The following is an 18,464-nucleotide window of genomic DNA, read 5'->3' as shown; positions in this document are numbered from 1 at the left end:
TTGGCCGGTCCCGTTGCGGGCAGCACGGGCCGCATGCCTGGATGGTTGGAAGCGGGAAGCTGGGGACTGCTCGCCGGTGCGGCGCTGGTGATCGGCGCAGCGGCGGGCTACCTCGCGCCGGTGCCGCAGCGGATCATCGCCTCGGTGATGGCGTTCGGGGCCGGGGTGCTGCTGTCGGCCGTCGCGTTCGAGCTGATCGGTGAGGCGCACGAGCAGGCCGGGCTGCTGCCCACGGTGCTCGGCGCGGTCGCCGGCGCGGTCGTCTACACCGGATGCAACGTGCTGCTCGCCCGCCGCGGCGCCCGGCACCGCAAACGCTCCGGCTCGCAGCAGCTGTCGGAGGAGCAGCAGGGCGGGTCCGGGACCGCGCTGGCCCTGGGCGCCCTGCTCGACGGCGTCCCGGAGTCCATCGTGATCGGCACCAGCCTGCTCGCGGGCGGCGGAGTCAGCGTCGTGACCGTCGCGGCCGTCTTCATCAGCAACGTGCCGGAGGGCCTGTCGAGCGCGGCCGGCATGCGGCACGCCGGGCGCTCCAAGGCGTACGTCTTCGGCCTGTGGAGCGGCATCGCCGTGATCAGCGGCCTCGCGGCGGTCGCGGGCTACACGCTGCTCGGTGGCGTCGCGCCCGCGGCGCTGGCCACGATCACCGCGCTGGCGGGCGGCGCGATCCTCGCGATGGTCGCCGACACGATGATCCCCGAAGCGTTCGACGATGCGCACCTGCTGACCGGGCTGATCACGGTGGCGGGCTTCCTGGTCGCCTTCGGCCTGTCCCAGGCGGGCTGAGCGTCCGGACCCGGCCGGCTCGTCCGGCGGCGGCCGGGCGTATGAACCGGCCTGTGCGGGGTAGGCGGGCGGCACCCGAGAAGAGGAGGACGACATGAGCGTCGACCCCGACGCCGTGGGCGACCCGCCCCCGGCCGCCGACGAATACCTGCGCGACGCCAACGCCGAGGACCCGAGGGACGACCCCGGAGCCCCGGCGAAGGAGCCGGCCGGACCGGCCGACCCGGACCCCGACCTGCCGGCGTCCGGCGCGTCGACGGACTGACCGTCGCCGCGATCACGTCGCGCCGCCGTCGATCACGTGGTGCGCGCCGCGGTGAGCAGCCCGCGGCCGGTGGTCACGGTCGCCGGCCGCACGGCCGCGAGGCCGTACGCGAGGCCCGCGACACAGGCGGGCGGGCCCCACACCGGCCCCCACGCCACGGAACTGGGCAGCACCACGGCCACGACACCGAGATAGAGCAGCGCGGCCCCCACGAGGGCGGCGACGATCCTCCAGCCGGGACGACCGGTGAGCGTGAGCAGCACCGCGGCGGCGATCAGCACCGTGTGCGCGGCGTCGTCGACCCACTCGTCCGGCCGGCGCGCCATGACGACCACGCGCGCGAGCAGCAGCCCGCCGGTCACCAGTCCGAACAGGACGAACCAGGGGCGCGGGCGCCGGCCCGGGCGGATCTCCAGCAGGCTGCGCGGGCGGGGATAGGCGAGCACGGCGACGACGGCGGGCAGGGCCAGCGCGAGGTAGGCGGGTCCGCGTACGGGAACCTCCAGGCACACGTCGAGCACGATGCCCGCCGCGACGACCTGCGGCAGCAGCGGAAGCTCCACGGGCCGCCAGGCGGACGCCAGCAGCAGCCCGGCCAGCACCACGCCGGTGGAGGCGCCCATCAGCGCGAGCTCCCAGCGGATGTCGGCGGGGGCGTATCCGGCGCGGTCGACCGGGATGGCGGTCCACGGCACCGGCAGCAGCGTCGTGGCGTAGCCGTAGATCAGCCCGGCGGCGACGGTGACGACGCGGAAGACGATCAGTCGCATGGTTCGGCTCCTCAGTGGTCGGCGACGATTGCCGTCAGCATCGCGGCGCGGTCCGGGCGGCCGCATCGGCGCGCGAGCGAGCCCGCCTCCGCCCACGGGCGGAGACACATCAGGCCGTCGGCTGAGGCCCGCGGGCGCCGGCCGGGCCTACCCTGAGCCCATGCGCCGCGATCGGCTGGAGCCAGGCGACTGGTCGGTGCCCGCGGGCCTGTTCGCCTACGGGACGTTCGAGGCGGCCCTCGACCGGCTCCCGCACCCCGCGCTCATGCTGCCGCTGTACGCGGTGGCGTGCGCGGCCCTGGTGTTCCGGCGCCGCCGTGCGGTCGCGGCGCTGGCCGTGGTGGCGGGTTGCTGGGCGGTGCCGATCGGCCTCGGGCTGTTCTCGCTCTCCTCCTCCGGCACGGTCCTGCTCACGGTCACGGTCTTCGCCTGCGGCCGGTACGGGCGGCGGCCGTGGGCGTACGCGGCTCTGCCGGCCGGTTCGGTGGTCGCGCTGGCCTCGGTCGTGGTGGACCCGGACGACTCGCTCACCCGCTCCTGGCCGTGGGGCCTGTGGGTGGTGCCCGTGTTCGCGCTCGGGACGTGGTTCCGGCAGCTGCGCGAGCAGTCCGAGCGCGAGGCGACCCAGCGGGTCCGCACGGCCGCCGCCGAGGAACGGATCCAGATCGCCCGGGAGCTGCACGACGTGCTCGCGCACAGCGTCACGCTGATGGTCGTGCAGGCCGAGGCGGCCGAGGAGCTGATGGACACCAGCCCCGACACGGCCAAGGGCGCGGTCCGGGCCGTCCAGCGCGCCGGGCGCGACGCCCTGCAGGACACGCGGCGGCTGCTGTCGGTGCTGCGCGCCCCCGACGCGCCGGGCCCGCACGCGCCGCTGCCCGGCCTGCCCGAGCTGCCCGGCCTGGTGGAGGCCCTGCGCGCCTCGGGCCTGCCGGTCGACTGCCGCCTGCGGCTGGACGGCGCCGAGGTGCCCGCGGTGGCGGGGCGAGCCGCCTACCGCGTGGTGCAGGAGGCGCTCACCAACACCCTGCGGCACGCCGGTCCGGTGCCCACGCTGCTCGAGGTGGGCGCCGACGACGGTCGCCTGGTCGTCGCGGTGAGCGACAGCGGCGCCGTGCGCCACCGTCGCAAGCCGGGCGGGCACGGGCTGGCCGGCATGCGGGAGCGGGTCGAGTCGTGCGGCGGCACGCTGGTCGCGGAGCAGACGGCGGACGGTTTCCGCGTACGGGCGGAGATCCCGCTGGGCGCAGGGCGCACGCCATGATCAGGGTTGTGGTCGCCGACGACCAGGAGCTCGTCCGCGACGCCTTCGCGCTGATCCTGCAGGCGCAGGACGACATCGAGGTCGTCGGCACCGCGGGCGACGGGCGCGCGGCCGTCCAGCTGGTCGAGCGGACCCGCCCGGACGTGGTGCTGCTGGACATCCGCATGCCGGTCCTCGACGGCATCCAGGCCACCCGGGCGATCGTGGCCGCGCGTTCCCGGTCGCGGGTGCTCATCCTCACGACGTACGACATCGACGCCTATGTGCTCGACGCCCTGCGGGCCGGCGCCGCCGGTTTCCTGCTCAAGGACAGCCCGCGGGCGTCGATGCTGGCCGCCGTCCGGGCCGTCGCCCAGGGCGAGGTCCTCATCGACGCCGACGTCGCCGCCCGGCTGATCGACGAGCACCTTCCCGGCGTACGCGACCCCGCGACCGCGGCCGCCCTGAGCCGGCTGACACCGCGCGAACGCGACGTGCTGCACGAGATCTCGGTGGGCCGCACCAACGCCGAGATAGCCGCCACCCTGTACGTCTCCGAGGCGACCGTGAAGACCCACGTGGCCCACCTGCTCGACAAGCTCCGTGCCCGCGACCGGGTCCACCTGGTCCTGATAGCCCACGGCCGCGGCGACACCGTCAAAGGCGCAGACTGACCCCGCGGCGTCTCAGCCGACCGATCCCACCCTCCGGCGCAGTTGTTCGTCGACGACGTTGACCAGGTCCCGCGGCCGGTCCACAACGGCCGTCGCACCCTGAGCCACCAGAGCGGCCCGCCTCGACGCCGCGTCGACCGTGTAGACCACGATCGGCAGACTCTGTCCCGAGGCCTGCAGGCGGCGGATCAGATCCGCACCACCCTCCGCCTCGGAGGCGCGGCCGAGGTCGGTGATGACGAGATCGAAGTCCAGTTCGCCGAGATAGTGCATCGCCGCCTCGTTCGACGTCGCCTTGGTGACGAACCGGCCGATCCGCTCAAGAGCCACGGTCTCGTACAGGTTGCCGTCCGGGTTGTCATCGACCCAGAGCACCCGCGCGAGCCGGGTCGGCGCAGTCGTCGCAAGACCGGCCGCCGGAGCGTCGGAGTCACCCTTCAGGTGCGCGGCCTCCTGCACGGCCTGCTCGGCCGAAGCGGTGTTCCTGGGTTCCAGCGCCACCGAGGCCGAGAACAGGTCGCCGAAGGTGAACGAGGCCTCGGCCCGCCCGTCCCGGTTCTGCGATCGCAGGAGGAGAACGGCGATCAGCGCGACGACCGCGCATCCGAGGATGAAGAGGGCGACTGTGGCGTCCATCGTCTCGTTCCCGTTCTGTGTCCGGTGGCGCCCGAGCGGCCGGGCGCGAGCACGTATCGTTCCACACCGGACGGTGTGCCGTCAGAGCTCGGCCGGTGGGGTGTTGAACGGGGTGATGATCTGGACGGCGGAGGGGTTGGTGCGGATCGGGCCGGGCAGCGCCCCCTGCGCCTGGAGGATGGCGTGGCAGGCGCGGCGCAGGTCGGTGCGCAGGTCGTGGTGCAGCACGGCGGAAAGCCTGCGGTCGCGGAGCAGGAGCGTGTTCTCCCGGTCGAGGTCGTGGGCCACGAAGACGGCGTACGGGTGGCCGTCGAACGCCTCGACGACGGCCGTGTTGCCGCCCGCGCCGGCGTAGAGGGAGTAGATCGCGCGGATCGGCGGGTTCGTGGCCAGCGTCGTGCGGAGGTCGTCGCGTACGGCGTCCGGCCGGTCGGAGGCGTCGACCACCTCGACGATGCGCCGCGGCATCTCGGCGCGGAAGCCGGCCTCGCGCTCGTCCTCGCCGCGGAAAGAGCCCCGGCCGCGCACCACCAGCACGTCGCCGGGGCGGTCGCCGAGCCACTGGCGGATCAGGTACGCGGCGGTGGCCCCGGCGGCCCGGTTGTCGAGCCCGGCGTACGTGACGCGCGGCGCCGCGGGCAGGTCGGTGACCAGGGTGACCAGCGGCACGGTCAGCGCCCGCGCGGCGGCGACGACCGCGGGCACGTCGGGGGCCTTGAGGATCACGCCGTGCGACCGGCTCCGGGCGACCCGCTCGAGCACGGGGACGCACGACTCCTCGACCAGGTGGAACCGCGCCCGGACGACGGCCGGGCGCAGCGCGGGCAGCACGGACTCCATCGCCGCGCGGATCGTGGCGGAGAAGCGCGGCGGCGCCTGCACGACCACGTCGATCAGGAACGTACGCCCGCCCAGCCGCACCTGGTCGCGCTGCCGGTCGAGGTCCGCGACGGCCCGGCGCACCTCGCGGACCGTGCTCTCGCGGACCCCCGCCCGGCCGTGCAGCGCCCGGTCGACCGTGGCCTCGCTGAGGCCCGCCTGCGCGGCGATCTCCCGGATCCGGTACGGGTGCTTCACCCGTCCACGATGAGGGGTTTTTGAGGTCTTCTCAAGGGCCCGCAGCGGCCCGCGCGGACCTAGCGTGAGGCCCATGACAACCACCTGGTTCAGCGCCGCGGACTGCCGCCTGGAGGACTTCCGGGCCGTCTGCGAGCAGAAGACGGAACTGGCCGACTACCCGCACGCCACCGACGTCGCCGGCAACGTGCTGATCTATCCGGGGTCGCTGCCGGACACCCTCGAGGTGCGCGGCGAGCTGATCCGGGCGCTGCGCGACGGGCCGGGCGTCGTCGTCTTCACCCAAGCATTCGCGCCCGGCGTGGTCGACCGCGCCACGGCCGTGTTCACCGACCTGATCGCCGAGCAGAAGGCGGCCGGCGTCCGGGGCGGCGACCACTTCGCCAAGCCGGGCGCGAACGACCGGGTGTGGGGCGCGCTCGACAAGTTCGCGCTGCGCGACCCGGCGGCCTTCGCGCAGTACTACGACAACGACACGCTCGCGCTGGTCTGCGAGGCCTGGCTCGGCGTCGGCTACCAGGTCACCTCGCAGGTCAACGTCGTCAACCCGGGCGGGCAGGCGCAGGTCGCGCACCGCGACTACCACCTCGGGTTCATGTCGCAGGAGCAGGCGCTGCGCTATCCCGCGCACGTCCACGCGTTGTCGCCGGTGCTGACCCTGCAGGGCGCGGTGGCGCACGTCGACATGCCGGTCGAGACGGGCCCGACGCTCTATCTGCCGCACTCGCAGAAGTACCCGGCCGGCTACGTCGCCTTCCACCGGCCCGAGTTCACCGCGTACTTCGACGAGCACCACGTGCAGCTGCCGCTGGCCAAGGGCGACGCCGCGTTCTTCAACCCGGCGCTGTTCCACGGCGCGGGCACCAACCGGTCCGCCGGCGTGCGCCGGATGGCGAACCTGCTGCAGATCTCCTCGGGCTTCGGCCGCGCGATGGAGTCGGTCGACCGGATCGCCATGGCCCGCGCCCTGTATCCGGTGCTGCGGGACTTCTCCGGCTCGGCCGCCAACGTGATCGCCGCCTCGGCCGAGGGGTACGCGTTCCCGACCAACCTCGACCGCGACCAGCCCCTCGGCGGCCTCGCCCCGCGGACCCAGGCGGAGCTGATGCGGCAGGCCCTGGCGGAGGAGTGGGACGCCGAGCGGTTCGAGCGTGAGCTGGCCGCCTCGGCAGCCCGGCGGGTCCCGGGCGCGTGAAATGCCGGAATAGGGGTAGTCGGCCCCGGTGGCTGCGAATGTTCATGACTACCTGACCCGGCACTGCGACGACCTCGTGAAGGAGCTGATCGGCTGGATCCGGCACCGATCGGTGGCCGGGCTGCCGGAGAGCGAACCGGAGCTGATCCGCTCGGCGAACTGGCTGGCCGGCGCCCTGCGCGCGACCGGGTTCCCGCACGTTGACGTGTGGCGGATCGAGGGCGCCCCGGCCGTGTACGCCGAGTGGTGCGAGGCGCCGGGTGCGCCGACCGTGCTGATCTACAGTCACCACGACGTACGGGTGACCGATGACGATCAGTGGGAGGAGACTCACCCGTTCGAGGCGGTGGTGCGCGACGGATACGTCTACGGCCGCGGCGCGTCGGACGCCAAGGGGCAGGTGCTCGCCCACGTGTGGGGCCTGCGGGCCCACCTGGCCACCACCGGCCGGGACGCGCCCGCGGTCAACATCAAGATTCTCGTCGAGGGCGAGGAGGAGGCCGGGTCCGGCCACCTCGCCGAGGCCCTCGAGCAGCACCGCGAGCGGCTGGACGCCGACCTGATCGTCTTCAGCGACACGCTGACCTGGCGGGCCGATCACCCGGCGGTGTGCACCAGCCTGCGGGGCATGATCAGCGCTGAGCTGCGGGTCTTCGGCCCGCTGCGCGACGTGCACAGCGGCGCGGTGTCCGGCCCGGCGATCAACCCGGCGATCGAGCTGTCCGCGCTGATCGCGGCGCTGCACGACGACCGGGGACGGATCACGCTGCCCGGCTTCTACGACGACGTCGAGGAGCTCACCGAGACGCGGCGGGCCGAGCTGGCGGCGCTGCCGTACAGCGACGAGGACTGGCTGGAGCGCTCGGAGACCCGCGCCATCGGCGGCGAGCACGGCTACACCGTGCTGGAACGGCTGTGGGAGCGGCCCGCCGTGGAGGTCATCGGCCTGCTCTCGGGCGACCCGGCCGGGCTGCCCCGGGCGGCGGTGCCCGCGGTCGCCACTGCCAGGTTCAGTTTCCGTACGGCCTCGGGTCAGAAGGCCGCGACGGTGGAGAAGCAGCTGCGGCAGTGGGTGGAGTCGCGGCTCGACGACCGGGTCGAGTACGACCTGAGCATCTCGGAGGAGATCTCCCAGGAGCCGTACCGGACGCCGGACGACCTGCCGGCGCTGGCCGAGCTCGCCGCGGCGATGGAGGAGGGCTTCGGCAAGCGGCCGGGCCGGATGGGCAACGCGGGCGGCGGCCCCGCCGAGCTGCTGACCCGGGTGATCGGGGCGCCGGTCGTCTTCTTCGGCACCGGGCTGCCGGAGGACCGCTGGCACGACGACGACGAGCGGGTCGCGATCCAGATGCTGATCAACGGGGCCGCGACCCTCGCGTCGTTCTGGCAGCGGCTCGGCTCAGCCGGCGACGGTGGCCGCGGCCAGGTCGCCCAGTAGCGCCGCCACGCTGCCCGACCCGCCGAGCAGCCGCCGCTGACGGGTCGCGCCGGTTCCCTCCCGGCGCACCCGGTCGAGCCCGGCCGTCACGACGTCCAGGTCGCCGTGCTCCCGCAGCGACGGGGTGACCCAGTCGACCGTCTCGCCGATCAGCTCCCAGGCGGGGCGCGCCCGGCCGGCGACCGGGTCGAGCAGCGTGCCGTCGACGCCGTCGTGCGCGGCGTTCCAGTGGGCCGAGTGCAGCAGCACGTCAGGGATCCCGGGAACCGGCAGGCCCTCCTGCGCCTCGCGCGCGGCGGTGTCGACCATGCCGCGGGCCAGCGCGGCGATCAGCACGGTGTCGTCGGCGGTCAGGCAGACGTCGGCGACCCTGATCTCCACGGTCGGGAAGTTCGCGGACGGGCGCGAGTACCAGAACATCATGCTCTCGTCCATCATCTCGCCCGAGGCGATCATGGTGCGGACGGTCGCGTCGTACTCCGCGGCCGACCGGAAGTGCGGCCACGCGCCCATCGTCGGCCACCGCAGCAGCTGGATCGAGCGCCAGCTCGCGTACCCGGTCTCGGCGCCGTCGAAGAACGGCGAGTTCGCGGCCAGCGCCTGCAGCACCGGCAGCCGCCCGCGCAACCGGGTGCACACCTCGACGGCCAGCTCGGGCGACGGCACCCCGACGTGCACGTGACAGCCGCACACCGCCGGGTCCTGCGCGATGGGGCCGTAGTGGCCGACGATGCGCCGGAACCGGGCGTCGTCGGCGGGCTCGCGGAACGGCTCGGCGAGGGGCGTCGCGCCGATCGCCACCAGGTCGGCGCCGGTGGCCCGGGCCGCGGCCGCCGTCTCGCGCCGCGCGGTGAGCAGCTGGTCGCGGAGCTCGTCCAGCGTCGTGCACACGTCGGTGACCATCTCGACCATGCTGTGCCGGAACTCGCGGCGGTGCCGCGCGTGCAGCTCGCCGGGCAGGCCGGCGAACACCTTCTCGGCCAGCGGCGCGTTCTCGCCGGTGTCCGGGTCGAGCAAGAGGAACTCCTCCTCGACGCCGAGCGTGCGGGTCATCGCGGCCGGGTGGCGGTCAGCAGCACGACCGCGATCCGCTCGGCCCGGGCGTACGCCTCGCCGTCGAGCTCCTCGTCGTACACGTCCGGGTCCACCTCCCGATAGTCCCAGGCGAGGCCGGTTCCCTCCAGCCTTTCCGCCGCGGCGGCCCGCAGCGGGTCGTGCCCCTCGACGATGCCGCAGCCGCTGAACAGCACCAGCGAGCCGCCCGGCGCCAGCCGCTCGGCCGCCACGTCGATGATCGTCAGCGACAGGTCGTTGCCGTCCGGGCCGCCGCCGTCGCGGTACGTGCGCCCGGCCGGGTCGATCATGAACGGCGGGTTCGAGATGATCAGGTCGAACGCGCCGTCGACGCCGTCGAGCAGGTTGCTGGCCGTGGGCCGGACCCGGTCGCCGACGCCTGCGAGGGCCGCGTTGATCCGGGCGTAGCGCAGGGCGTTGTCGTTGATGTCGACCGCGAACACCTCGGCCTGCGGGGCACGCTTGGCGACCGCGATCGCCCCGGCGCCCGTGCCGCAGCCGATGTCGACCGCGCGGCGGGTGGAGCCGGCGCGGCCCGCCGCGTGCGCGGAGGCGGCGTCGGCCATCCGGTACGTGTCGGGGCCGAAGAACACCGAGTCGGGCGCGTCGGTGGGGAAGGCCGAGTGCACGAACAGCTCGTCGTCGTACGAGGAGAACCGCACCCGGCTGCGCCACAGGCCGTCGCCGTGCGGCTCGACGGCGTCGGCCGCGCGCAGCAGGTCGACGATCGTGGCGGGCAGCACGCCCTCGGCGAACGGGCGGCTCCAGCCGAGCACGTCGCGCAGGGTGCGGGCGGTGGCGTTGCCGGGGCGCCGGTTGACGCGCGCATGGGTCTCGGGGGTGACAGTGGTGAACCGGTAGCCGGTGCTCTTGAGTTCCCGCCCGAGCTGCAGCAGCGCCTCGTCGGCGGCCAACGTGTGCTCCCCGGTGCCCGCGGGAGCCGTTTCGGTCGTCGTCATGCGCGCCGGGTTCCCCTAGATCGGGCGATTAGTCCCCGCGTTCGCCACCGGGTCGAGCAGGCGCGGCAGCAGGTCGGGGAACTGCTTGCGGATCGTCTCGGCGGCCCGCGTCGCCTCGTCGGCCGCGTCGCTCTGGTGGCGGCGGGTCAGGGTCGCTTCGGGTCCCGTCGCCCGCTCGGCCAGCAACCGGTGGATCGCGGCCTGCTCCTCGAGCATGCTGACCGCGGTCCAGAGCGACTGCTCGACCTTCTCCGCCTGGGCGGCGGCGAGGGCCAGCGGCGACCAGGAGTGGCCCACGTGGCAGAGGAAGTGCACCGCTCCACCGGTCCGGATCTCGCGCATCCCGCCGTTGCAGTCGGGGCAGCCCACCGCGGCCGGCTCGCCGATCCGCCCCGACGTACTCGTCTCCAACATGTCCGTCTCCCGAACCAGCTCGTCATCCGGAACGTGACCGGGCTGCGGCGCGGGTTGCCCCACCAGCCGCGCTATCTCGGCGCCGATCTTCGCCACAGGCCTCACCACCGCGTCCGGCACGACGGACAGCGCGGCCCGGGGCATGGCGCCCGCGATCGCGTCGTCCGGGTCCTGCACCACCGCGGCGCCGCCGAGCGAGACGATCGCGGCGAGGCCGGCCGTGCCGTCGTCGAGGTATCCGGACAGCACCACCCCCACGACCCGCGACGTGAGCCAGCGGGCGGCGCTGCGGAACAGGGTGTCCACCGAGGGCCGCACGCGGTTCTGCTTCGGCGCCCGGCTCAGCACGAGGTGGTCGTGCTTGATGAGCAGGTGGCGGCCGTTCCCGGCGACGTAGATGTGCCCCGGCCGCAGCCGGTCGCCGTCCTGAGCGGTGGTCGCCGGAAGCGGGCCGTGCCGGTTCAGGATGTCGGCGAGCCCGCTGTGTCCCGTCGGAGGCACGTGCATCACCACGACCACGGCGGCCGGCAGGTCCGCCGGCAGCCCGGCCACGAACGCGGTCAGGGCTTCGACCCCACCCGCGGACGCCCCGACCACCACCACGTCCCTTGTCGGCATCTGGCGCGGGTACCCACCGGCCCGGGTCGCAAACCCGGAGCGAGCGCGACCCCGCCCGGCTACCATGGCCGCTGCCCGGCACCGAGGTAAAGTAAGGGAATAGCTGGGTTTAACGGAAGGTTAACAGCTCTTTCGGCGCCGATGGTGTCCGACGACACGAGAATGAAATGAAGCTTTGCGTTTCATAGGGTCGATCCGGGTAACACCGGTCGCCGTGCCGGACCACCACAGACATGGGCGTGCAGTGACGAAAACAGTGATGACCAGGGGTTTCTGGCAGCCTCCGCTGATCGGCGAGGCGCCGAAGGTGGAACTCAAGGTTGCCGTTTCGCCCGATGACCTGCACGCGCTCGGCGCCGATCTGAGCTGTGGCCAGGCCCGTACCGTCTATTTCCTCGACACCGCCGACCTCGCGCTGCAACGGCACGGGCTCATCGTGCGGCTCCGCAGCACGCAGGGGCGGGCCGGCGACGCGGTGGTGAAGCTGCGACCCGTGCTGCCCAAGGCGCTGCCGGGGTGGCTGCGCCGCGACGACGGGTTCGCCGTCGAGATCGACGCGCTGCCCGACAACTACGCCTGCTCGGGCGCGCTCAAGCGGACGCTGGGGCGCCACGAGCTCGAGCGCGCCGTGAAGGCCGGCAAGCCGCTCGCCCGGCTGCTCTCCGGGCGGCAGAGGCGCCTGCTCACGGCGTACGCCAACGTGCCCCTCGACGCCCTGCGCGAGTTCGGCCCGGTCGAGGTGCGGCGCTGCCGGCTCACCCTGGCCGCGTGCGACCACCCGCTGACCGCCGAGCTGTGGCGCTACCCCGACGGATCGGCGATCGCGGAACTGTCGACGCGGTGCGCGTCACGCAAGGCGGCCGAGGTGGCCGCCGAGACGTCGAGCGCGCTGCGGGCGCACGGCATCGTGCCCGACGACGAGCCGCAGGTCACCAAGACCGAGGCGACCCTGCGGCACTTCAGACCTCGATACGCGACCCCATGATCACCGTGCGGTCGCGGGGGAGGCTGAAGAACTCCGCCGCGTCCGCCGTGATGTAGGAGGTGGCGATGAACAGCCGCTTGCGCCACGGGGCCATCGTGGCGCTGTCCCCGCGGGCCAGCTCGATCTTCGACAGGAAGTAGGACGCCTCGTCGGCCGAGATCGTCCCCTCGGTGTACGCGGCGTCGAGCGAGCGCAGCAGGGCCGGCACGTCCGGCGTCTCCATGTAGCCGTAGCGCGCGTTGACGTGCAGGATGCCGTCGTCCGCGGAACCCAGGTCGTCGACCTCGGTGCGCTGGTCGTCGGCCAGCCGCGGCACCGGCAGCGTCTCGATCGACAGAATGATCACCTGGTCGTGGCGCACGTGGTTGTGCTCGACGTTGGCGCGCAGCGCGAGCGGGGCGGTCTGCTTGCCGCGGTTGAGGAACACCGCGGTGCCGGGCACGCGGGCCAGCGCCGGGCGCTTCTGCAGGTCGGCCACGAACTCGCGCAGGGAGCCCTCGGCCCGGTCGCGCTCCGCGGTGACGATCTGGCGGCCGCGCTGCCACGTGGCCATCACGGTGAACGCGGTGAGGCCGATCAGCAGCGGCAGCCACGCGCCGTGCACGATCTTGGTGAGGTTGGCGCTCAGGAACAGCAGGTCGATCGCGAGCAGGATCGTGCCGCCGGTCAGCACCAGCCACAGCGGGGCGTTCCAGCGGACCCGGGCGAAGTAGAAGAACAGCAGCGTGGTGATGGTGATGGTGCCGATCACGGCCATGCCGTACGCGTAGGCCAGCGCGGCCGAGCTGCGGAACGCGAAGACCAGCACCAGCACGGCGACCATCAGCAGCCAGTTGATCCACGGGACGTAGATCTGGCCCACAGTCGACTCCGAGGTGTGCGCGATGCGCAGCCGCGGCAGGTAGCCCAGCTGACCCGCCTGGGAGGCCACCGAGTACGCCCCGGTGATCACGGCCTGCGCGGCGATCACGGTGGCCGCGGTCGCGAGGATCACCAGCGGCAGCCGGCCCCACTCGGGCACCAGCAGGAAGAACGGCCCGCCGACCGCGCCGTGGTCGCCGAGCAGCAGGGCGCCCTGGCCGAAGTAGCTCAGCGTCAGCGCCGGCAGCACCAGCCCGAGCCAGCCGTAGACGATCGCCTTGCGGCCGAAGTGCCCCATGTCGGCGTAGAGCGCCTCGGCTCCGGTGACCGAGAGGACGACCGCGGCGAGCGCGAAGAACGCGATGTGGAAGTTCCCGGCGAGGAACTCGATGGCGTACGTGGGGGAGAGCGCCTCGAGGATGCGCGGGTGCTGCGCGATGCCGCCGATGCCCGCCGCGCCGATCGTCACGAACCAGAGGATCATGACCGGCCCGAACAGCCGGCCGACGGCGGCCGTGCCCCGCCGCTGCAGCGAGAACAGCACCACGATGATCACCGCGGTGATCGGGACGACGGCGCTGTCGAAGCCGGGACGCACCAGCTCGAGCCCCTCGATCGCCGACAGCACCGAGATGGCCGGCGTGATCATGCTGTCGCCGAAGAACAGCGCGGCGCCGAAGATGCCCAGCAGGGCCAGCGCCACCGCGCTGCGCCGGCCGGTCGACGTGCCCCAGCGGCGCAGCAGCGTGATGAGGGCCATGATGCCGCCCTCGCCGTCGTTGTTCACCCGCATCACCAGCGTGATGTAGGTGAGCGTCACGATGATCATCACGGACCAGAAGATGGTCGAGATGGCGCCCAGGATGTTGTCGCCCGTGATCGGCACCGGGTGCGGGTCGTCCGGGTTGAACAGGGTCTGGATCGTGTAGATCGGGCTGGTTCCGATGTCGCCGAACACCACCCCGAGCGCGCCGACGACGACCGCCGCCCGCAGCTTGCCGTGCCCGTGGTGTTCCTGGGGGACCGCCGCCTTCTCGGGCGCCTGTGAGCTCACCGGATCATTCTGCGCGCCCCGGGCCGATTCGGCTGCCTTGTCGGGAGGTGTCCCACGCCACGACCGGGCAGGCCCGTTGCGTCGGGTTCCGCAGAGGTCGAGGCGCCCGGGCGGCTGACGAAACCACCGGCGGTCCCCGCCGAGGCGACTAGCGTCGTACCAGCCGCATCGCGACACCGGCAGTCGCGCAGACGAAGCCGACGAGGAACAACCAGATCGCTGCGCCACCGGTGATCGGAAGCGTGCCGCTGCCGCCGTCGTCGCTGCTCTTGGCCGCCACGGTGACATCGAGCCGCAACGCCCGCGGGTTGCCGCTCGGGTCGACCCCGGCCGCCACGAACGAGTGCGACCCGGTCAGCCCCGGCGGGACCGTGACCGCCTGCCGGAAGGACCCGTCACCGTCGGTGGTCACCGTGCCGAGAACCGTCGGCTTCGAGTAGACCGTGAGCGTCACGGAGGAGTACGGCGCATAGCCCGAGCCGATCATGACCAGCTCCTCGCCCGGCACTGCGGTGGAGATGTCGCCCTCGCTGGTGTCCAGTGGCAGGTCGGTCTCCGGCGGCGTGCTGCTCACCACCGGTTCCTCCGGCGACACACTGCCGGACGGCGCCGAGGGCGCGGACTCTCCCGAAGCAGACAAGGCGACAACGGTGACCGTGTACGTCTCACCGGCCGCGCCACCGAGGACACAACTCGTCGCGCCGGTGGTCGAGCAGGTGGCCGGGCCCGGGCTGGCGGTCGCCCGGTAGCCGGTGATGGTCGCGTCGTTGGCGGCCGGCGCGCTCCAGGAAACCCGGATCGACGAGGTCGCAGCCGACACGGTCACCCCGGACGGGGCGTTCGGCACGACGGCCGGCGCGGTCGGGCTCGACGAGGTGGCCGGGGCAGAGGTCGGCGCGGTGGACGAGACCGTCGGCCCGGCCGACGCCGACGTCGTGGCCGACGCACTCGGCGAGATCGTTGTGGCCGAGGGGCTCGGCGAGGTCGTCGTGGCGGTGGGGCTTGGTGAGGTGGTTGTAGCGGTGGGGCTTGGTGAGGTGGTTGTGGCGGTGGGACTGGGCGAGGTGGTTGTGGCGGAGGGGCCTGGCCAGGTCGTCGTGGCGGAGGCGCTCGGGGAGGTAATCGTGGCCGAAGCGCTCGGCGAGGCGGATGTGGTCGTCGGCGCGGTGGCCGGGACGGTGGGCGCCGTCGTCGTGGGGGTGGGGACGGGGGTCGTAGTCGTGGTCGTCGTTGGGGCGACGGTCTGCGCCGAACTGGCCGCGACAGTCGTAGGGAGGCTGGTCGCTGCGGACGTCGGCGCGGTGGTGGCGTCAACGGCAGCCGAGCTGGTGGGGCAGGCCGATGCCTCAGCCGCTTCCGCCACTTGAGCGGTTATGGCGTCCGGGGACTCTGACGTGGTGGTGGGCTCGGGGGACGGTGATGTGGTGGTGAGCTCAGGGGACGGTGATGTGGTCGTGAGCTCAGGGGACGGTGATGTGGTCGTGAGCTCAGGGGACGGTGATGTTGTGGTGAGTTCGGGCGACGGTGACGTGGTGGTGAGTTCGGGCGACGGTGACGTGGTCGTGAAGTCCGGGGAGGGTGACGTGGTTGTGAGGTCCGGGGAGGGTGACGTGGTTACGGGGTCGGCCGAAGCCGAGGTCGCATCGGTGGTGACCGGGGTGGTTGTTCCGGTGGTGACCGGTGTGGTCGCCGGTGTGGTGGGTAGCGTCGGGGAGTCCGCATTCGACGGCGAGGTAGTGGCAATGGCTGCTGTCGTCGAGAAGCTAGGGTCCGGCGTCGCGGACCCGGCCGATTCCGACGGGCACACCTCGTCCGCGCGCAACTCGTAGGCCGGCCCGGTCTCGTCCAGCAGCGGCACCAGCCCGCCCAGCGCCAGCAGACCACCAACAGCAATCCATGCGCCGCGCAGGCGCGCAGGCTTCCTGTGCTTCACGAGAAACTTCCCACCGTGGGTCGGATCGGACGGTTACCCGACCCACGGTATTGCCGGCAAAACGTCGCACCCCGAAATTGCCGGAATGCGCAGCAGCCGCTGTCTCAAATGGTTCGGTGTCCCAGAAAGGCTCATCGGCCGACCGGCGCCTCAGCAACGCCCCATTTCCCCAGCATTCTCAGAACCTTTCGACCGGGCCGTCGCGCCACACAGAACAGGGGCCGGGCAGTCCGCGACTTGCTGCTCACGTCGGCGGCGGGGAGGGCAGGCTCAGGCTCCGCGGGCCTCGGCCACCACGCGACCCCGCTCGGAACCGGGGAACCGGTCGAGCATGGCCCTCAGTTCGTCGGCGGGCACGTTCGCGCCGAAGGCTTCGGTGCCGGGCTCCAGGCGTACGCCCTCGGCCAGCGGGCCGGCGAGCACCGGATCGAAGCCCAGGTCGTCCACGAGCGCGGCGACGGTGGCGACGTCGCGCGGGTCGTCGCCGGCGACGGCGATCGCCTTGCGGTCCGGAGCGCCCGGCGGACGCGCGCCCTCCTCGAGGTCGTGGTAGCCCATGTGGTTGAACGCCTTGACCACCCGCGAGCCGGGCAGGAACTCCCGCACGATCTCGCTGGACGACGTACGCGGGTCGGTCAGGTCGTCGCGGATGCCGTCGACCTCCCACCAGTAGTTCATGGCGTCGACCACGAGCTTGCCGCGCAGGGCCTCCACCGGCACCGTCCGGTGCTTGCCCAGCGGCAGGGCCAGCACCACGACGTCGGCGCGGGCGGCCGCGTCTGCGGCGGTGACCGGCTCGGCGCCGGGCGCCAGCACGCCGACGATCAGGCTGATCCTCGAGACGTCCCCGGACCCGGCGATGAGCACCCGGTGCCCGGCCGCCACGGCGAGCCGGGCCAGGACGGTGCCGACCTTGCCGGCGCCCAGGATGCCGATCGTGCTCACAGCATGTCCTTCACCATCGGCAGCACCTTGGTGCCGAACAGCTCGACGTTGCGCAGCCGCGCGCTCGCCGGCATCGATCCGGCGGTGTAGATCATGTCGAACCGGCCGACGCCGAGCGCCTTGATCGCGCGGGCCATCTTGCGGGCCACGGTCTCGGGCGAGCCGATGTAGAGCGAGCCGTGCTCGACCTCGTGGTCGAACTCCTGCTCGCGCAGCGGCGGCCAGCCCCGCAGCGCGCCGATGCGGTCGCGCATGACCTTGTAGCGCGGGTAGAACAGCTCGCGGGCCTGCTCGTCGGTGTCGGCGACGAAGCCGGGGGAGTGCATGCCGACCGGGTGCGCGGCGGTGCCGAGCTGCTCGGCGGCACGGCGATAGAGGTCCACGTACGGGGTGAAGCGCTCGGGCGCCCCGCCGATGATCGCCAGCATCAGCGGCAGGCCGTACCGCGCCGTACGGACGACCGACTGCGGGGAGCCGCCGACGCCCACCCACGTCGTGAGCCGCCCGGAGTCGGTCTTGGGGTACACGTCGGCGTCGACCAGCGGCGCGCGCGTGGTGCCGCTCCAGGTCACCGGCTTCTCGTCGAGCAGCCGGACGAACAGCTCGATCTTCTCCTCGAACAGCTTGTCGTAGTCCGCGAGGTCGTAGCCGAACAGTGGGAACGACTCGGTGAACGAGCCGCGGCCCAGGATCACCTCGGCGCGGCCGTTGGACAGCGCGTCGACGGTGGCGAAGCGCTGGAACACCCGGACCGGGTCGTCCGAGCTCAGCACCGTGACGCCGGACGCGAGGCGGATGGTCGACGTCCTCCCGGCGATGCCGGCCAGCACGGTCTCGGGCGTCGAGATCGCGTACTCGGGGCGGTGGTGCTCGCCCAGCGCGATGACGTCGACGCCGAGCTCGTCGGCGAGCACGGCCTCGTCGACGACCTGGCGGATGGCGGCGCCGTGCGAGAGCAGGGTGCCTCGGTCGTCCTCCGGCACGTCGCCGAAGGTGTCGAGGCCGAAGATGTGGTCGGTCATGCCGCCTCCAACGTGATTGACGTGTCAATTATGCCGGGTACGCTGTGTCCATGACCACCCGCTTCCCGACGCGCTCGGAGCTGGGCATCTGGCGGGACTACCTGGAGACCGGTGAAGCCGTGCGCGCCGAGATGGCGGCCCGGCTGCAGCGCTCGGCCGGGCTCTCGCCGGGCGACTACGCGGTGCTGCTCGCGCTCAGCGAGGCCACCGGCAACCGGCTGCGCAGCTCGGAGCTGGCCGCGGCCATCCACTGGGAGCGCAGCCGGGTGTCGCACCACCTCGCGCGCATGGAGAAGCGCGGCCTGATCCGCCGCGAGGACTGCCCCACCGACAACCGGGGCGCCGAGGTCGTGCTCACCCCCACGGGCTCGTCCGCCTTCGCGGCCGCCACCCGCCCCCACCTGCGCGACATCCGCGAGATCTTCGTCGACGCGCTGACCCCTGCACAGCTCGAGGCCGCGGGCGAGATCGCCGCTGCCCTGCGTGCCCACCTCGCGCGGGGGTAGAACTAGGGC

Annotated in this window: 20 protein-coding genes and 1 pseudogene; 10 read left to right on the top strand and 11 right to left on the bottom strand. The window is 72.9% G+C overall.

Annotation, left to right across the window (positions count from 1 at the left end; all coding sequences use genetic code 11):
• Nucleotides 1-33 precede the first annotated feature (33 nt).
• Nucleotides 34-786 carry a ZIP family metal transporter gene (locus ACSNN8_RS03290; protein ID WP_436646886.1) on the top strand — a complete coding sequence of 251 codons (753 nt, stop codon included), beginning with the start codon at nucleotides 34-36 and terminating at the stop codon, nucleotides 784-786.
• 94 nt (nucleotides 787-880) lie between these two features.
• Nucleotides 881-1,051: a hypothetical protein gene (locus ACSNN8_RS03285; RefSeq protein ID WP_436646885.1), complete on the top strand. Its 171-nt coding sequence runs from the start codon at nucleotides 881-883 to the stop codon at nucleotides 1,049-1,051.
• 32 nt (nucleotides 1,052-1,083) lie between these two features.
• Here the strand turns inward: ACSNN8_RS03285 and ACSNN8_RS03280 are convergent, their stop codons facing one another.
• On the bottom strand, nucleotides 1,084-1,821 hold the full coding sequence (locus ACSNN8_RS03280; RefSeq protein WP_436646884.1) for a hypothetical protein: 738 nt from the start codon (nucleotides 1,819-1,821) through the stop codon (nucleotides 1,084-1,086).
• A 160-nt stretch (nucleotides 1,822-1,981) separates the two neighbouring features.
• On the opposite strand from ACSNN8_RS03280, the gene ACSNN8_RS03275 reads away from it, so the two are divergent.
• Together ACSNN8_RS03275 and ACSNN8_RS03270 are read left to right on the top strand one after the other, a co-directional pair.
• Nucleotides 1,982-3,085 carry a sensor histidine kinase gene (locus ACSNN8_RS03275; RefSeq protein ID WP_436646883.1) on the top strand — a complete coding sequence of 368 codons (1,104 nt, stop codon included), beginning with the start codon at nucleotides 1,982-1,984 and terminating at the stop codon, nucleotides 3,083-3,085.
• Nucleotides 3,082-3,738, top strand: a complete 657-nt coding sequence (locus tag ACSNN8_RS03270; RefSeq protein ID WP_436646882.1) for a response regulator transcription factor — start codon at nucleotides 3,082-3,084, stop codon at nucleotides 3,736-3,738. The genes ACSNN8_RS03275 and ACSNN8_RS03270 overlap by 4 nt, the downstream gene beginning before the upstream one ends.
• A gap of 12 nt (nucleotides 3,739-3,750) precedes the next feature.
• On the opposite strand, the gene ACSNN8_RS03265 is transcribed toward ACSNN8_RS03270, so the two are convergent.
• Together ACSNN8_RS03265 and ACSNN8_RS03260 are read right to left on the bottom strand one after the other, a co-directional pair.
• Nucleotides 3,751-4,374, bottom strand: a complete 624-nt coding sequence (locus tag ACSNN8_RS03265) for a response regulator (protein ID WP_436646881.1) — start codon at nucleotides 4,372-4,374, stop codon at nucleotides 3,751-3,753.
• Nucleotides 4,375-4,455: 81 nt separating this feature from the next.
• Nucleotides 4,456-5,451: a LacI family DNA-binding transcriptional regulator gene (locus ACSNN8_RS03260; RefSeq protein ID WP_436646880.1), complete on the bottom strand. Its 996-nt coding sequence runs from the start codon at nucleotides 5,449-5,451 to the stop codon at nucleotides 4,456-4,458.
• Between the two features lie 73 nt (nucleotides 5,452-5,524).
• Here ACSNN8_RS03260 and ACSNN8_RS03255 point away from each other — a divergent pair, with 73 nt between their 5' ends.
• The gene (locus ACSNN8_RS03255) at nucleotides 5,525-6,646 is read left to right on the top strand and encodes a phytanoyl-CoA dioxygenase family protein (protein WP_436646879.1); all 1,122 of its coding nucleotides are present in this window, start codon (nucleotides 5,525-5,527) and stop codon (nucleotides 6,644-6,646) included.
• Nucleotides 6,647-6,674: 28 nt separating this feature from the next.
• The gene (locus tag ACSNN8_RS03250) at nucleotides 6,675-8,084 is read left to right on the top strand and encodes a M20/M25/M40 family metallo-hydrolase (RefSeq protein WP_436646878.1); all 1,410 of its coding nucleotides are present in this window, start codon (nucleotides 6,675-6,677) and stop codon (nucleotides 8,082-8,084) included.
• On the opposite strand, the gene ACSNN8_RS03245 is transcribed toward ACSNN8_RS03250, so the two are convergent.
• From ACSNN8_RS03245 to ACSNN8_RS03235, 3 genes are read right to left on the bottom strand one after another with little or no spacing between them, the layout of a single operon-like run.
• Complete coding sequence (locus ACSNN8_RS03245; RefSeq protein WP_436646877.1) at nucleotides 8,046-9,137, bottom strand: carboxylate-amine ligase; 1,092 nt, start codon at nucleotides 9,135-9,137, stop codon at nucleotides 8,046-8,048. The genes ACSNN8_RS03250 and ACSNN8_RS03245 overlap by 39 nt on opposite strands.
• A complete protein-coding gene (locus ACSNN8_RS03240; protein ID WP_436646876.1) occupies nucleotides 9,134-10,117 on the bottom strand; it encodes a methyltransferase in 984 nt (327 codons plus the stop codon). The genes ACSNN8_RS03245 and ACSNN8_RS03240 overlap by 4 nt, the downstream gene beginning before the upstream one ends.
• A 15-nt stretch (nucleotides 10,118-10,132) precedes the next feature.
• A complete protein-coding gene (locus ACSNN8_RS03235; protein ID WP_436646875.1) occupies nucleotides 10,133-11,149 on the bottom strand; it encodes a chemotaxis protein CheB in 1,017 nt (338 codons plus the stop codon).
• 259 nt (nucleotides 11,150-11,408) lie between these two features.
• Between ACSNN8_RS03235 and ACSNN8_RS03230 the strand changes: the two genes are divergently transcribed.
• Nucleotides 11,409-12,134: a hypothetical protein gene (locus tag ACSNN8_RS03230; protein ID WP_436646874.1), complete on the top strand. Its 726-nt coding sequence runs from the start codon at nucleotides 11,409-11,411 to the stop codon at nucleotides 12,132-12,134.
• Here ACSNN8_RS03230 and ACSNN8_RS03225 read toward each other — a convergent pair.
• From ACSNN8_RS03225 to ACSNN8_RS03215, 3 genes and pseudogenes are all read right to left on the bottom strand, one after another.
• A complete protein-coding gene (locus ACSNN8_RS03225; RefSeq protein ID WP_436646873.1) occupies nucleotides 12,109-14,049 on the bottom strand; it encodes a potassium transporter Kup in 1,941 nt (646 codons plus the stop codon). The genes ACSNN8_RS03230 and ACSNN8_RS03225 overlap by 26 nt on opposite strands.
• Before the next feature lie 148 nt (nucleotides 14,050-14,197).
• A complete protein-coding gene (locus ACSNN8_RS03220; RefSeq protein ID WP_436649571.1) occupies nucleotides 14,198-14,623 on the bottom strand; it encodes a hypothetical protein in 426 nt (141 codons plus the stop codon).
• Between the two features lie 87 nt (nucleotides 14,624-14,710).
• Nucleotides 14,711-14,869 (bottom strand): annotated as a pseudogene (locus ACSNN8_RS03215) (hypothetical protein); the annotation flags it as partial.
• Here ACSNN8_RS03215 and ACSNN8_RS03210 point away from each other — a divergent pair.
• Both ACSNN8_RS03210 and ACSNN8_RS03205 read left to right on the top strand, forming a co-directional pair.
• Nucleotides 14,805-15,416: a hypothetical protein gene (locus tag ACSNN8_RS03210; protein WP_436649570.1), complete on the top strand. Its 612-nt coding sequence runs from the start codon at nucleotides 14,805-14,807 to the stop codon at nucleotides 15,414-15,416. The pseudogene ACSNN8_RS03215 and the gene ACSNN8_RS03210 overlap by 65 nt on opposite strands.
• A 27-nt stretch (nucleotides 15,417-15,443) precedes the next feature.
• Nucleotides 15,444-15,878: a hypothetical protein gene (locus ACSNN8_RS03205; RefSeq protein WP_436646872.1), complete on the top strand. Its 435-nt coding sequence runs from the start codon at nucleotides 15,444-15,446 to the stop codon at nucleotides 15,876-15,878.
• A 374-nt stretch (nucleotides 15,879-16,252) separates the two neighbouring features.
• On the opposite strand, the gene ACSNN8_RS03200 is transcribed toward ACSNN8_RS03205, so the two are convergent.
• On the bottom strand, nucleotides 16,253-17,005 hold the full coding sequence (locus ACSNN8_RS03200) for an NADPH-dependent F420 reductase (RefSeq protein WP_436649392.1): 753 nt from the start codon (nucleotides 17,003-17,005) through the stop codon (nucleotides 16,253-16,255).
• The gene (locus ACSNN8_RS03195) at nucleotides 16,924-17,949 is read right to left on the bottom strand and encodes an LLM class flavin-dependent oxidoreductase (protein WP_436646871.1); all 1,026 of its coding nucleotides are present in this window, start codon (nucleotides 17,947-17,949) and stop codon (nucleotides 16,924-16,926) included. Before ACSNN8_RS03195 ends, ACSNN8_RS03200 begins: the two co-directional genes overlap by 82 nt.
• Before the next feature lie 50 nt (nucleotides 17,950-17,999).
• Here ACSNN8_RS03195 and ACSNN8_RS03190 point away from each other — a divergent pair, with 50 nt between their 5' ends.
• Nucleotides 18,000-18,455, top strand: coding sequence for a MarR family winged helix-turn-helix transcriptional regulator (locus ACSNN8_RS03190; protein ID WP_436646870.1), 456 nt, complete (start codon nucleotides 18,000-18,002; stop codon nucleotides 18,453-18,455).
• Nucleotides 18,456-18,464: the final 9 nt, after the last annotated feature.

This window comes from Actinoplanes sp. URMC 104, from assembly GCF_051386375.1.
GTDB lineage: Bacteria > Actinomycetota > Actinomycetes > Mycobacteriales > Micromonosporaceae > Actinoplanes.
This window is presented reverse-complemented; position numbering and strand designations above follow the sequence as displayed.